The 15,461-nt window shown below is 51.9% G+C and carries 10 protein-coding genes and 1 pseudogene; all 11 read right to left on the bottom strand.

Features of this window, described 5'->3' with window-relative positions; genetic code table 11:
- On the bottom strand, positions 1 to 2,364 hold the full coding sequence (locus AC0YNZ_RS13960) for a DUF5696 domain-containing protein (RefSeq protein ID WP_475827169.1): 2,364 nt from the start codon (positions 2,362 to 2,364) through the stop codon (positions 1 to 3).
- A 9-nt stretch (positions 2,365 to 2,373) separates the two neighbouring features.
- Positions 2,374 to 2,991, bottom strand: coding sequence for a YIP1 family protein (locus AC0YNZ_RS13955; protein WP_110771024.1), 618 nt, complete (start codon positions 2,989 to 2,991; stop codon positions 2,374 to 2,376).
- A complete protein-coding gene (locus tag AC0YNZ_RS13950) occupies positions 2,975 to 4,474 on the bottom strand; it encodes a hypothetical protein (RefSeq protein WP_475827168.1) in 1,500 nt (499 codons plus the stop codon). Before AC0YNZ_RS13950 ends, AC0YNZ_RS13955 begins: the two co-directional genes overlap by 17 nt.
- A gap of 13 nt (positions 4,475 to 4,487) precedes the next feature.
- Positions 4,488 to 5,348: a carbohydrate ABC transporter permease gene (locus AC0YNZ_RS13945; protein ID WP_056635090.1), complete on the bottom strand. Its 861-nt coding sequence runs from the start codon at positions 5,346 to 5,348 to the stop codon at positions 4,488 to 4,490.
- A gap of 6 nt (positions 5,349 to 5,354) precedes the next feature.
- Positions 5,355 to 6,314 carry a carbohydrate ABC transporter permease gene (locus AC0YNZ_RS13940; protein ID WP_475827355.1) on the bottom strand — a complete coding sequence of 320 codons (960 nt, stop codon included), beginning with the start codon at positions 6,312 to 6,314 and terminating at the stop codon, positions 5,355 to 5,357.
- 2 nt (positions 6,315 to 6,316) lie between these two features.
- Positions 6,317 to 9,316, bottom strand: coding sequence for an extracellular solute-binding protein (locus AC0YNZ_RS13935; protein ID WP_475827167.1), 3,000 nt, complete (start codon positions 9,314 to 9,316; stop codon positions 6,317 to 6,319).
- A 172-nt stretch (positions 9,317 to 9,488) separates the two neighbouring features.
- On the bottom strand, positions 9,489 to 10,910 hold the full coding sequence (locus AC0YNZ_RS13930; protein ID WP_475827166.1) for an ABC transporter substrate-binding protein: 1,422 nt from the start codon (positions 10,908 to 10,910) through the stop codon (positions 9,489 to 9,491).
- A gap of 649 nt (positions 10,911 to 11,559) precedes the next feature.
- The gene (locus AC0YNZ_RS13925; protein ID WP_475827165.1) at positions 11,560 to 12,516 is read right to left on the bottom strand and encodes a hypothetical protein; all 957 of its coding nucleotides are present in this window, start codon (positions 12,514 to 12,516) and stop codon (positions 11,560 to 11,562) included.
- 6 nt (positions 12,517 to 12,522) lie between these two features.
- Positions 12,523 to 14,730: pseudogene (locus tag AC0YNZ_RS13920) on the bottom strand (heavy metal translocating P-type ATPase); the annotation flags it as partial.
- 99 nt (positions 14,731 to 14,829) lie between these two features.
- Complete coding sequence (locus AC0YNZ_RS13915) at positions 14,830 to 15,030, bottom strand: copper ion binding protein (protein WP_056635073.1); 201 nt, start codon at positions 15,028 to 15,030, stop codon at positions 14,830 to 14,832.
- 19 nt (positions 15,031 to 15,049) lie between these two features.
- A complete protein-coding gene (locus tag AC0YNZ_RS13910) occupies positions 15,050 to 15,403 on the bottom strand; it encodes a metal-sensitive transcriptional regulator (RefSeq protein WP_475827164.1) in 354 nt (117 codons plus the stop codon).
- Positions 15,404 to 15,461 lie beyond the last annotated feature (58 nt).

Below are 15,461 nucleotides of genomic sequence, written 5' to 3'. Positions count from 1 at the left end.
TCATTGCCCTCCGTTCTGCATGAGATAGCCTGCTGCTGGAATAGAAACGCCGTCAACCGTCACCGGCAGCGCGCCGTAATTGACGATAACCTTCGTTCCGTTCGCATAAGTCGTCCGGTATACGCTGCTGTCCAGCTTCTCATGATCGGCAATCGCTTGATTCGAAATCGCCTGATAGATTTGCTCAAGCTCCTTGTATTGCTCAGCGGCTTCATCGATCCACGTCGTATATTGCGAGCTCCAGAGCCGGTCCTCCATCGTCCGCTGAAGCTTCGCCGTCGGCTCATACGTCAGCTCAAGGCTTGGCAGCGCGCCGTACTCCACCATCCGAAGCAGCTCGTTCTGCGCATCATTTCGCAAATTAATAGGTTTAGCCGCGTAAGGCACTAGTCCGCGCACCGCGATCTGATAGAAAGGAACGGTCTCGTCATTGTAAATAAAATGGCTGGAATCCAGCGGCGCTCCGCTGATGCCGTCTATATGTCCGAGCATATAAGCAAAGCCGTAATCGACAGACGCTCCTCCGGCAGCCTCCCGAATCGCATCGGCGGCCTTCACCCAAGCCGCTGCCGTGTCGCCGCGCGCAGTAAGCGACTTCGGATCGATATCGGAGTAGAGCGTATCGCCCCAATAAGCGAGATGAACGCCGGAAATCCCCAGCTTCGCATAGTCCTTCAGCTCTTTGTTCAGATGCTTGCTAATAACCCGCTCCGGCTTCATCCAATAATAGAGCCGGCTGTCGTCATTCCATCTGCTGCCGACGAAATAATCCGTGCTCGGAGCGACTTCGCGGTCCATGCCTCGAATAGCGTCTTTATTCTTCTTCATGCCGCCGCTCTCCGAGAACGCGCGGGCATAATTCGCTTCCAAATAAAGCGATACGCCTTTATTGGCGGCATACGCGGCCAGCTCCTTCAGCTCCTTCGCCCCGCCCAGCTTCTTCTCGACTGGGAAGTGATCGGGCTGGTCGCCGTACAAGCCGTCATCCGACCATCCGGAAAACGTAAGCTCCAAATTCGCGATCCCTTTCTGCTGGAAAGCATCGATGATTTCACGCGCCTGCTCGAACGTTGTCATCGAAATAAACGTACTGCCAAGCACCTCATCGCGCAAAATGCCGCCGAGCAGCTTCACTTTCACAGGTACCGCCGTTTGTTCCACCGGCTTAACGTCCTGCTCATCTTGCAAATATTTGCCGTACGCCTGCGCCATGCCGACGTAACCGGCTTGCTTATCCTGCAGCAGCACATAACGCGCCTGCCTGTCTCCTTTGATCCAATTGCCCTGGAAAAATGGTATTTCGCCCGATGTTCCGATAAAAATAACATCACTCCAGCGATATACAAATTCCGCGGACGTCCGGTAATACGGGATCGCGCGAATGCCGGATGGCGTTCCGTTGATCTTCGCATCGTATTGCCCCTTCGTTACGATCCCGAGCGAAGCGATCCCGTCCCGGTAATTGCCGAATACAGGCAGCGCGACCTTCTCTTTCGGCGCTAGCTTCTGTCTCCACATTTGGTCGATATTCGCATGCGACTGTGTGACGTAAGCGGGATCTGCGCCGTAAATCATTTCCGAATAGCCGGCAAAAAATTGCGGATGCTTTGCGCTGTACTTCATAAGCGCGCCCGAGCCGTCCGGCAGGAAAATCGCGCCTTCCTCCGTATCCGCAGCGGCATTCCAGAAGGGAAGCGGCTCAATGCTCACGAACTTTGCTTTGCCGGATTCTTTAATAGAAGCCTCCGGAATCGTTAGTTCGAAGCCGTCCTCTACCAATCGGTATTCAATCGCAAACTCTAGCTCTTCCTTCACGAATTGGAAGGTCACCTTCGCTCCGCTGTCGATCGTCTCGATCTTCAGCTTATTTGTCTTCTCCTTCGTCAAATACGTTTGAACGGTATCCGAGCCCTCCGTATATTTCACATGAACGGCCGCGTCCATAAACTTCTTGTTATTCGGCATCGTCGTTCGGGGCAGCTGCGGCGTACCGAGCCATTCCGTACCGGTCCGCTTATCTACGAGGCGAATATTGCCTGTTTTCTCATCGATATACATTTTGTAGCCGCTGTTCTCCGCAATCTGCTTCGTAGCAGATACGGGATACCGCTTCACTTCGTCCTCGGCGGCGGGTACCACTGTTTCCGTCGCAGCCGCATCCTGCGGTGCTTCTTCAACAGCAGACGTATCCGCAGCTGCTGCGGAATCCGATTCCGCGTTGACTGCAGCCGCATCCTCAGTGCTCTTGCCTGCGTCTTCCTCCGCTTGAACCTGGATATCGCCTTCCGCGGTCCCGAAGTGAGGGAATATGCTGACAACGAGCAGCAATGCCGCGATAATAAGCCATTTTCGTTGTTTCCTCATCTCGTCCGCCTACCTTCGGAAGTTTATTTCTTTGAACATGTCTACCACAAAGTTAATGAGTTGATTGACTAAGCCAAACATCAGAATGCCTATAAACCAGATGATCAATATGCCAACGATGCTCAGCACCGTAATCCAAACCATCTTCACCAGCTCGAAATCGTGAACGATTTTTACCTTCAGCAGAAGCAGCCAACCGACCCAATAGAGGGTGAAATTGATAAGGAACGAATAAATCGAGCTTTCATCCAGCGCCAAAATATTCGTTAGCAGCGTGATTGGAATAATGAAGATGGCATACGGCACCAGCGCAAACGCGCTGCCGACGAACACTTCCTTGAACTTCCCTTCTCCCTCAAGAATCGCGCTTACGCCCCAATTGGACACCGTCCAGGTCAACCAAGGCACAACGATCCAAATCAACTCATGCACGAACGAAATCTCATAGATTTCTCTCGTCTCGAAGGCATAACCCGTAATTAAAATCGCAATCATTCTAGCGATATAAGCAAGTACGACTATAAACAGCGCTTGCCCCCATTTAATGCGTCCCGGCTCCTGGATATCGTGGTAAAAATCAATCGGGTGCACAAGCACTTGCCGCATCATTTTAAACGTGGCGATCATGGGGCACCCCTCCCTTCATTCGAGCCGCATTAGACGTATGACGGTCTGCCAGCATCGCGCTCATCCTTCGCCACAGGAAAGGAATGACGTAGCGCAAAGCGATAATCAGCGCAATGATGCCTAGACATATTGGGGCAAAATGCTCCCTGAAATATTCCTTCCGATACTCCTTGAACGCAACCGAATAATCTAAGCGCGATCTTGCCAGCTCGAAATAAGTCATCGCATCCTTATAGTTCTCCGCTTTATAGAGCGATTTGCCGATAGCGAGATAGGCCAGATCGAAGTTGGCATTCAAATGCAGCACCTCGTTCCACATCCCCTCCGCTTCCTTATAACGTCCGTCAACGAATAACCGCGATGCGTCATGCACCAGATCGGCAAACGGCGTCGTACGGAACAGATCGATGCGGTTGCGCCCTTTGTCCACCACATATACCGTGCCGTCCTGCGACTGCGCCAGGCTGGAAGGCGTGACGAACAAACCGTTCTGATCCCCGAGTCCTCCGAACACAAACAAGAAATTACCGAGCTTGTCGTATTGATAAACCTTGCTCGATTGCAAATCCAGCGCTGTAATAACGCCGTCCTTGTCTACGGCCAAATCAAGAAACGACGGCACCTCGAACGGTCCGGCATCGAAGCGTCCTCCGTATCTCTTCGGAACAATATTGAGCGTATCGACGCCTACGGGCGACAACCGCTTTAACTGATCCATTTCCGTTCCGAGCGTCGTCGTGTAGATGAAGCCTTCCGCGTCCTGCACCGCATTGGAAAACTCGAGCGGCTTCACAACGGACAGCTTTGCCTTCTGCTCATCGGTCGCTACGAGCTTTACGAACAATCTGCTCCAGCTGAAGCCGACGTGGTTCGCGCCGTAGAAACCTTTGAATTGACCGTTCGGATCAATTTGAATGAGGCCCTGCGTATTGCCGTCGCTCACGACAAACATGTAATTGCGCTTGTCGACGAGCAGCTTCGACGGGGAATACGAGAAGGTCGCGCCAAGCAGCGGGCTTTCTGGCTTGCCGTACTGCTTGACGAATTTGCCCTTTTTATTAAAAATAGCGATTCGTTGATTTTTAGTATCGGCGACAAAGACGGTTCCGTCCTGCTTCACATAAACGCCCTTCGGCTCGTTCAGCATGCCGTCGCCTTCCGCGTCCCCGATGATGTTCAGCACCTTATGATCCGTATCCAAATGCACGATCCGGCTATTTCCGGTGTCGACGACGTAAATCGTTCCGTCATCAGCCAGAAAAATATCTTCAGGCGCGTTGAACGGCCCCGAGGACAGATTGTAGCCGTCAATCGAGCTCACGTACATGTACCCGTTAATCGAGTGCACGTCTTCGCCCAGCTTATTTCTCGTATACCCCTCGTAAGGAGAAGCCGCGAACGTTTGAACCGGCAGAGCTGTAACTAGCATCAGTAATGCGATAGCCGTACTGACAACGAATCGGAATATCGTAACCTGCTTCATCCCGGCAGTCCTCCTACTCTTTCAGACCTGAATGCGCCATCGTTTGCAGCACCAGGCGCTGCGTTACGATAAAGACGATAATCGTCGGCACAATCATCAATAAGCTGGCGGCGGCGAGTGTGCCGACACGCGCAACGACGCCATATCCGCCGCTTAACGTCTGGATCGCCAGCGGCAGCGATTTCATATCCTGATCGGTCGTATACACCATGGCCGGATACGGATCGTTCCAAGCGGATATAAAGCTGAATAAGGCAAAGGTTGCAAGGGCCGGCTTCAGCATCGGCATGACGACGACCCAGAACACCTTCCATTCCGAAGCGCCGTCCATACGCGCCGCCTCGAGCAAAGCGTCCGGAATTTGACGCAAAAACTGCGTCATCAGGAACATGCCGACCGGAGCGGCCAAATAAGGCAGTATCATCGCCCAGTACGTATTGATAAGGCCGATCTTGCTGATGAGCAAATACTGCGGAATTTGCACGACCATCGGCGAGAACATGATCGCAAGCACGACCATATTGAAAATCGCGCTGCGGAAGGGCATATTGTGCTTCGCAAGCGGATAAGCCGCCATGGCCGACACAATGATTCCGAACACGACGATGCAGGAGCTGACAAGCAAGCTGTTAAAAATAAAGCGTGAAAACGGCACGCTCGTCGTTCCCGTTATGAGCAATAGATCGCGAAAATTAATCAACGTCGGATTGTTCACGAAAAATCGCGGCGGAAACAGGAACAGCTCGCTTGTCGGTTTAAAGGCGGTGGACACCATATAAACGAGAGGTGCAAGCATCAAAAGACCGAACAACGTTAGAAATAGATAAAGGAAATAGCCTCCCCAATCCTTTCTGCCTTTCACTGCGCCAGTCATATCGGTTCAGTCCTTTCCTAGCCAATTGAATATGAGACGGTTCAGTCCGATCATCATGACGAACAGCACAACCGCGATTGCCGCGGCATACCCCATCTCAAACTTGATAAAGGCGTAATCGAATAAATGCGTCAAAATCGTATGGCCCGCATAAAGCGGACTCGGCAAACCGACGAGCTGCACGCTGACATCGAATACGGTCAGTGAGCTGACGACCTGGAGCACCGCACCGAACAGCAACTGCGGCTTAACCGATGGAACCGTAATATAAATGAGCTGCTGCCATCTATATTTGATTCCGTCAATTTCTCCTGCTTCATACAGATCCTTTGGTACGTTTTGAAGACCGGCGAGAAAGGCCAGAAAGCCTACCCCCATGGACATCCAAAGCGAGACGATAATGATGACGGGTACGATCGAATGAATATTTTGCAAAAATAAATAAGGCTCATCGATAATGCCAAGCTTAGCCGCAAAGTAGTTTAGCAGGCCCTTGCGGTCGCCCGCGAACAGGTAGAGCCATACAACCGACATCGCCGTCGCGCTCGTTATCGAAGGCGTATAGTAGCAAAGCGTATAGAAAAAGCGGTATTTTTGCGGGATTTGGCTAATGAGCCACGCCAGCAGAAACGCCATTACATAGCCGACAGGCCCCGTAATGAACGCGAATTTCAACGTTATGCCGATCGCCTTTAGGAAGATGTCGTCATCGACGAACAAGAGCCTGTAATTGGACAGGCCGATAAATTTCGGCGCCTCCAAGATGTTGTAATACGTGAAGCTTAGTACAACCGATGTAACGACCGGTATGATCGTAAACAGCGTGAACAGGATGAGAAAAGGGGCGAGAAACAGGTACGAAACCCTGTTTCTCTTCATTTCCTGCCAAAGCAAGGACAATTTTCCCGGTTCACGGAGGCGTTCCGCTGCCGGCGCGGCTGCAGTTACCGCCTGATCTGCGTTCATTTTCACGGACTGTCGCCTCCTTTTGAAGCTGCCTGACCGGTAGATTCGTCGTTTAAGCCAAATTCCTCGCGCTTCTTGCGCAGTTCCTTATCGATTTCCTTAACGCCTTCCTCCACCGCTTCACGCGGTATTTTGCCGTTCAATACAATTTGGTTCCATATATTCGCGATATGCCTTGTCGTGTAGTAACCGCCGATAACGACCTCGCGCTCCTTGAACCATTCCCACTGCTCGAGAATGGCTTCAATATCGGAGGATTGCCACGGCATGCGCTTAAGCGCCTCAATATTAGCCGTATTCCAACGCGCCTCAACGCCAAGCAGCGCTTCAAGCTCGGAGCCGAATCTTTCCTGCGTATCGGCGCTCGTCCACCATTTCAGAAACGCCCAGGACTCTTCCTTCATATCGGTGTCTTTGAAAATCATGCCCGTTTGCGCAATGCCTCCGGTTGAACGGTTAATTTGCCCGTCCTCCTGCTGAATGCCCGGCATCGGCTTCATGCCCCACCAGCCGGTAAGCTCCGGCGTCGCTGTCGACAGCAGCACGTAAGTGGAGTAATCCGCCACTCCGATCGGCATTTCGCCGGAACGGAACCGGTTGTAGAAATCGGCCTGCTTCGAAATTTTAAAGTTCGTGAACAGACCCGTCCACAGCTTGAACGCCTGCATCGCCTCCGGCGCATCGAGGTTCGAGTATTTGCCGTTTTCACGGTAGAACTCGCTGTTTTGCTGGAACAGAAACGGTGCGAATTCATTGATTGCCTGCGCCGGGTTATTCGGAGCATGCGGGTAGAAGAAATCCATCCCGTTTTGCTGCAATATCGGAATAAGATCCATTACTTCCTGCCACGTATCCGGAATTTGATCCTCCGTTACGCCCAGCTGCTGCATAATATCCTTGCGGTAGAACAGCATGTTGAAGTTTTGATTTTCCGGGAGAGCGTAGCTGCCGCCGTCGTACTTGTAAGGAATGAGCGCGCCCGGTCTGAAGCGTGCGGCTACCTCGTCGTAATCCTTGTACTCCTCCAAGTTGACAAGCCCGTTCCGGACTGCGTAATCAATCGGAATTTCGCCCTCCACACCGAGTGCGACATCCGGTGCGACACCGGCCGTGCTCGCAAGCAGCAGCACCTGCATTTGCTGCGCCGGAATGACGTTAATGTTCACCTTAATGCCCGTTTCTGTCGTGAAATCCTCGTCAATCATTTGCTTAATAATATCGACCCAGTCACGGCCCCTCGCTACCCATACGTCCAGCACCTTCTCGTCCTCATAAACGTTGCCGATGCCGCCGTAATTTTTCGTGAAGGAGCTCGTAAAGTCGTAAAGCATCGTGCCCGTTCTGGCTAACCAGCCCGCAGCCGGAGCCGGCCAGGCGGTGTCCGGCGATTTAATAATCAGATAGTCGAGCAGCAAGCTCTGCTTGCTCAGCCCGTTCACCCACGTCCCGAGCGATGCCTGCAAATCGTTGAATTGCGCCATGCGTCCCGGAATGGAGGTCGTGTCTTTAGACAGGCTGAGGATCACATCGCGCGCCTCGTAAAGCGTGCTTACCTCCGAGCTGCCTTCGTCAACGCCGAGCGCATACAATCCCTTGATCGCATCATCGAAGCTCTTCGCCATAAGCTGCAGGCGCGGCACGAGGTTTGCAATATTTTGCTCCAAGCGCCAGTCGCCGTTCGGATCGGGATTTGTTCCTGTTACTTGAATAACTTCCCGGCCAAGCAGAGACATTTTGCGAGTCGTATCGGTAATCGTCTCAAGCATCCGCCCGAGCGCTCCGACCTGCACTTCCATTCGGATCGTATGCTTGCCCTTCTCCAAATAATAGAGATACGGCTCTTTACTCTCGCTGTCGCCGCCGAATTTCGAAATTTGGAACTCGGACTTATAAGGGAATGAGATTTCATTCATTTCTTTAAAAGGCAGCTTGCCGTCGATCGTTACCGTACGCTGCGTCGGCATGCCGTTCAGAAACCATTGTCCATAACGGGCTCCGATTTCATACAAGCCGCTTTCAGGCACCGTGGCTTCCCACTCGGCCCACTGCCCGCCAGTCCGCCAGCTTGCGCCGCCAAACGTATTAAGCACGATCGAATCCTTATTAAACGGCTCCGTTGCCGGCTCGCGATCCTCGATACGCTTCAATGTCGGATCGGACTTCAAGGTCGACAGCTCGGCCTGCACCTTAATGAGCTGACCTTCCGTTTTCTTATAGCCCTTCTGCTCGTAGGTGCTGGCGACCTCCGCATAAGTCTGCACCTGCTTCGGCGAGTAAATATCGATTTGCCCGATCGCTGCCGGCTCGCGCACCACTTGAAGGCGCAGCGTATGCTTGCCCTTCGTCACATAGAAGCGAAACGGCTCGTAGGCCTTGCCTTCCGAATCGCGGAACTCCCGGTATTGCCAGTCTGCCGTCTCTTCCCTGCGCGGATTGAATTCATTGCCTTGGTTGTCGAACCAAGGCTCGCCGGCTTCCTTCCACATCCTCTGGAATTCCAGCTTTTTCGCCTGGTAAAACGGATATTTCCCGTCAATTTGCACGCTACGAACGATGGATGAACGTTTGCCCTCCATTGCGTAATAGCTCATGCCCATTTGATAATAGCCATCCTGCGGCACCTCAAAGGCATATTCGACCCAGCTATCCTCACCGATAAGCGCCAGCGCTTGGCCCGCTTGACCGCCGAGGCCGGATTGTATGCTTGTCCCCGACTCACTGACCGCCAAATAATCAGTGGAGGAAAGGGTGACGCTGAAATCGGCCGCATCCGCCGCGCCCTGCTCGTTCCAGCTGTCTACATATTTATTAAAAGACGGCTCCAGCTTGCTGCTGGCGTCTTCGCCTTCCAAAATGGACGATTCATCGATTGCCGCATCCAGCGCAATTCCAGCCATTGCATCATCGTTGTAGCCTCTTGAATTATTCCACCACAAAAAGAAACAGACCAATGCGGCAATAACAGCCACTGTTACCTTATACTTGTTTAGCCAACGAATCACCAAGGAGCACCCCCTTGCCATACTAGCGTAAACGGCTAACGTCATCCTCAGGAGGCGAAAGCTTCGTTCCGCGATGAAAGTTAAATTTTGGTTGAGTTAACATGCCGAATCATCCTTCGCGGGAAGGATGATCCGGGCAATCAGAAGCGGTCAATACTACAGAAGCTATAGCTTACTGCTGAAGCTCTTTGATCAATTTTTCCTTTTCGGCCTTCAGCTTGTTCTCAATGTTTTCTTGCGTTTGTTGAATAGCCGTTTTCGAATCGATGTTTTTATCAAGCGCTTTGAGCACACCTTCAACCCACAGCGGCCAAGCCATGCCGTCAAGACGCGTGTAACGTCTTACCGGAATCAGGCCGGCAAGCTCATTGTAGAACTTGTAATCCTCTTGATCGCCGAGATATGGATTTGTATGAGCCAGGTACCATTCTTGGCTCGTAATATGCTTGTAATCCGGTTGAACGGATTGTTCGATCCACAGCTTCCATGCTGCTTCGGAAGTCGTAATAAACTCTACGAATGCCCATGCCGCGTCTTTGTTGCCGCTTTGCGAAGGAATAACAAATGTCGATCCGCCCATACCTACGTTAAGACCGAAAGGCATCGTCGTCGCTCGCCATTTGCCTTTTTGATCCGGGAAGTTGATTTCCAGATCACGTGCGCCGTAAGTTCCCGCTACGTACATCGGAGACTCGCCTTTTTTCACGCGCTGCTTGCCTTTGTCGCTGTAAATGCCATCATGCGGAGCAATTTTCAATTGGTTAACCTGCTTCGAAATATCGAGGAATTTCACGAACTCGTCCGTATTACGGACCCAGTTCATTTCGCTGTCATAGTATCCTAGCGAATCGCCTAGCCAGTGAACCGGTGAATCTCGCCATTCCATCGCGTACTTGCCGTTTGCTTTCAACGTTTGGGCAAGCGTGAAGAAGTTTTCCGGATCTTGAATGTATTCGCCAAGCTCAGCCGGATCGGAAGGCAGGCCCAGCTCTTCAAAAATGTCTGCGCGGTAGTAGGTTACGGCCGGCGTAACGTCCCACGGCATACCGAGCAATTTACTGCCGTCGATAGACGACCAACGGTTCCAGTTGTATTCAGATACCAGGCTTTGATATTTGCCGGCGTCGTATTGCGGTTGAAGCAAATCTTCCAGCACGTTTCCTGTGCTGTAGCGCGGGAATTGACCCTGCTCGACGAGCGCCACATCCGGCGCGCCTTTGCCTGCTGCCAAAGTCGTTTGCAGCTTATCATGCAAATCGCCGAACGGTACGAAGATCGTTTTCAGCTTAATGTTCGGATACGCTTCGTTAAATGCTTTTTGCAAAGCGGCATCCTTCTCTTTATTGTCAAGGAATGTCCAGAACGTGACTTCACCGGTAATCGATGGATCAACGGTCGACTTGGCAACTCCGCCATCCGGTTCTGCATTTTCCGCTGCCGGCTCGTTTGCCGCCGCATCCTTGTTACCTTCCGCGTTCGCCGGCGTGTTTCCTTGGGCGTTATTGACGGTATTCGTACCCGCACCGCTGGAGCATGCGGTAATAAGCATAATGAGAGCCAACATAAAAATGAAAGTGCTTGCCATCTTTTTCATCTGAAAATCCTCCCTCGTTTTTCAAATAAAGCGTTTACATTTCATCCCTTAAACGATATAGTCATTAGTACCTCACTCTATTTCTGGTGACGGCTATAACAACTATGTTTAATACAATTGTTAATCAGTACAAACTGCTTAAACGAAGCAATGACTCATTCTTCTTGTCTATCATGCTGTTATGACTCCCTTTAGTAAGCAGCATCATCAAGTGAAAACGGTTCACGCACTGCCTTGCCCGCAAAGCGCCCGTTTTGCCCAAAATATAAGCAGCCTAGAAAAACAGCAACTTTGCATACTTATATTTTAATAAATTTGTTAACCGTTAAGTGCGGAATGGCATCTGATCCTTCAGATACCCGCATACTTATTCGGTTTATGCTTCACCCCCATGAGAAGTAACTATTATGTTAATTGATTAATAAATTTATTACATGATTAGTTTAACACGTATTTTCAGGTTTTCAAGTCCTAAAATCGGTTTATTGCAATATTTCTGGAAAGCGTTTTCTCGTTTTAGAAGCATGCCTGCTGAAAAACCGCATAACAGCGCGTATTTTAGATGCTTCTTCCCATAAAAAAAATCACCCTGTAGAGGGTGATTAATATTTTTATAAACGTTTAAAGTATGCTGCTTTCTGGTCCCCCGTTACTCGACCCCGATCGTAAACGGAACGATGAACGTCTTCTCTTCGCGTTGAAATTGACCCCATATTTTATATAAGCCCGGCTCTGGAAAACTTGTCGAGAACTCGGCGGTTGGCCCGCTTTCGTTGCCTTCCTTCGGGTGAACATGCAGGTAACGGCTCAAATCCTCGTTCAAAATAACGACATGTCCGATAGCTCCTAAGTAAGGCTGCAGATCGGTAATCGGCTTTTTCGTCTTATCATCGCTAAACGTAAAGGTTAAATCCGTTTCCTCCCCTGCCTTAAGAGAGGATACCTTTAACGAAGCAGCGACGCCGTCAACGGCTTTCATGAGCGCTGCATCCTTCTTCAGCGGTTCTGCCGCTTGCTTCGCGCCGGATACTTTCAAGCTGGACGTTACCGTCATCTGCGTAGAGCCTGCCGGAATAAAATCCGCGAACAGCTTGTACGCTCCGCTTTTAACGAAGGAGGTTTCCACCTCAAACTTCCCTTTTCCCGCATACTCCGGATGAATATGGCTGAATTCCGACATATCCTCGCTTACGACGATTAGATGCATCAGCTTCTCATGATTGACATCGTATTTCTCGATCGGCTTACCGGCCGCATCATAAAGGAAGAGCTCGATATTCGTCTTTTCGCCCGACTTTGGGCTCTCCGGCGAATATCGCCAGTCCAGCTTCACATTCGCCTGAGACATATCCTCGGAGTCAGCCTGACCGCCATGCCCGCTGTGGTTTTCTGGAGCTTCTTCATTACCGGCAGCATTTGCCGCCGCATCCGTGGAATGCCCGCTGTGCTCATTAGAAGCCGCCTCCGTTTCACGAGGCGCAGCATGCTGCGCATGCTCGTCCTTTGCGGCGCTGCCGCAGCCAGCGGCCAGCAAGCTCAGTACGATTAATGATGCTGCGGCAGAGCGCTTGCGATACTTTGTTTGATTTCCCTTTACCTTCAACATATAAATTCATCTCATCCTTTGCAGTCTAAGCGCATTCAGTACAACGGACACCGAGCTTAACGCCATCGCAGCTCCCGCCAGCCAAGGGGCAAGGAAGCCGGCAGCGGCAATCGGTATGCCAATCACATTGTACGCGAGCGCCCAGAACAAATTTTGTTTGATATTAGCCATCGTAACGCGGCTCATCCGAATGGCGTCAGCGATGCTGTTCAAATCGCCGCGCATCAGCGTAATATCCGCGGCTTCAATCGCGACGTCGGTGCCACCGCCGATCGCCATCCCGATATCGGCTGCAGCGAGTGCCGGCGCATCGTTCATGCCGTCGCCCACCATGGCGACCTTTCTTCCCTCCGCCTGCAGTTCCTGAACCGCCTTCGCTTTCTGCTCAGGAAGCACCTCGGCAAGCACGCGCTCAATACCGGCGAGGCGGGCGATTGCCTTCGCGGTCCGCTCATTGTCGCCGGTCAGCATCATAACGTCTATCCCCATAGCCTTCAAGCGGGCAACGGCTTCCGCAGACGTTTCTTTCACTGTGTCGGCAACGGCAACGAGGCCTGCATATTCCCGGTTAACGGCAATTAGCATGACTGTCTTGCCCTCCGCTTCCAGCTCCTGCTGCTCGGTTAATACCGGTTGAATGCTCACGCCATGCTTCTCCATCAGCTTCCGGGTGCCTACCAGCAATTGCTGCCCGTCAACCTGCGCCTCAATTCCAAAGCCCGGCACCGCCTGGAACTGACTGGCAGCGGGCATTATGATCCCGCTTGCCGCAATGCCTGCGACGAGCGCTTCTGCAACCGGATGCTCCGAGCTTCTCTCTGCCGCGCCTACCCAGCTGAGCAGCTTCGCTTCCTCGAAGCCGGTCGATACCCGAATATCCGTTAACTCGGGCTTTCCTTTCGTTACGGTACCTGTCTTATCCAGCACAACCGTGTCAATATGATGCGTGCTCTCCAGATGCTCCCCGCCCTTGAACAGCACGCCCAGCTCGGCAGCACGGCCCGAGCCGGCCATAATCGAGGTAGGAGTAGCGAGTCCGAGTGCGCATGGACAAGCGATAACAAGCACCGCAATCGCCTTCTCTAAGGCATTCCCTATATCTCCCGGCTCAATAAACAAATACCAGACCACGAATGCGATAACAGCCAAAGCCGTTACAATCGGCACGAATATGCCCGATATACGATCAGCAACCCGCTGAATAGGCGCTTTCGAGCTCTGCGCTTCCTCCACCACTCTAATAATTTGCGCGAGCGCCGTTTGCTTGCCGACTTTTTCCGCTTGCATGCGCAGTGCGCCGTTTTTATTTATCGTTGCGCCAATCAAGTTATCGCCTTGACGTTTCTCAATCGGCATGCTCTCGCCGGTCAGCATCGATTCATCGACCGTTGAAGCGCCGTCCAGCACGAAACCGTCTGCTGGAATCTTTTCACCCGGCTTCACGATCAGCACATCGCCAACGACAACGTCCTCTATGCTCACGCGCTGCTCAGAGCCGTCCCGAATGACGACCGCCGTTTGAGCCTGCAGCCCCATTAACGTCTTGATCGCCTCAGATGATCTTCCCTTCGCTAACGCTTCAAGCAGCTTGCCAAGCACGATCAAAGTAATCAGCACGGCGCTCGTTTCGTAATAAAGCTCCGCCTCATGCGCACCATGACCAGATGCGTTCAAGGTTTGTACCGTTACATATAGACTGTAGAAGAAGGCTGCTGACGTTCCGAGCGCCACAAGCACATCCATATTGGCACTGCCGTTCCGCAGGGCTTTGTACGCGCCGACGTAAAACGGCCGGCCAATAATAAACTGCACGGGGGCGGCCAGCGCAAGCTGGAACCAGGCGTTCATGAACAGCGCCGGTACGGGCACGAAGGCTGTGAGGGAGAAATGTCCCGCCATCGCCCACAGCAGCGGTAGAGAAAGCACAATCGCAACGGCAAGGCGCAGCTGCTGTTTTCTAATTTCTTGTTGCTTGTAATCGCCGGCGCCATCGCCCGGATCCCCGGTCAGTTTAATTGTGCCGTAGCCGAGATCTATAATTTTTTGCTCCAGCTTGGCGTCATCCATCACGAGCGGGTCGTAACTGACGGATGCCCGCTCCAACGCCAGATTCACATTCGCCTCCACGCTTTCCATCCGATTGAGACCCTTCTCAATCCGATTCGCGCAAGCTGCGCATGTCATTCCTGTAATTTGAATGGTCGTCTGCGCTTTGCCCATACTTGCTCACCTACCGCCTACATACCCTCATGGGGTATGTTTTTTTGAAAAAAAGAGAGGCTTACACAGCCTCTTCAGCCTCATGCCTCTTGTTTAGACGACGTCATAGCCTTGATCTTCGATTGCCGCTTTGACAGCCTCGATCGTTACCTTCGTCTCGTCAAACTCGACCGATACTTTCTTGCCCGCCAAATCCACCTTGCCCACTGCACCCGCGCTGCCGACTGCTTTCTCAACTGCACTGACGCAATGTCCGCATGTCATGCCCTCAACCTTCAATACTGTATTTGCCATCGTAAAATTCCCCTCTCCACTACTTCATTAGTTTGTTAACGGTAACCAGCAATTCGTCAATAACTTCGCTTTCTCCCGCTTGAATGCGTTCGATAACACAGCTCTTCAAATGGCCCTCCAGCAGCAGCTTGCCGACGCTGTTCAGAGCGGATTGTGCCGCAGCGATCTGATTAAGCACGTCATCGCAATACGTATCCTTCTCGATCATCGCCTTCACGCCTCTAATTTGCCCTTCAATCCGGTTGAGACGCTTCGTTAAATTGTCCTTCATTTGCTCCGAATGATGACTCTTTCGCGGACCAATCGAATCACAGCAGTCAGCTGAATCATGCGATTGCTCATGAGCCCCATTGTTTATCGTACGGTTATCCATCCCACATACCTCCAGGGGGTATAAGCTTCTGAATTTATACTAACATACCCCCATAGGG

It is taken from the genome of Paenibacillus sp. J2L1-98 (assembly GCF_056269405.1).
This window is presented reverse-complemented; position numbering and strand designations above follow the sequence as displayed.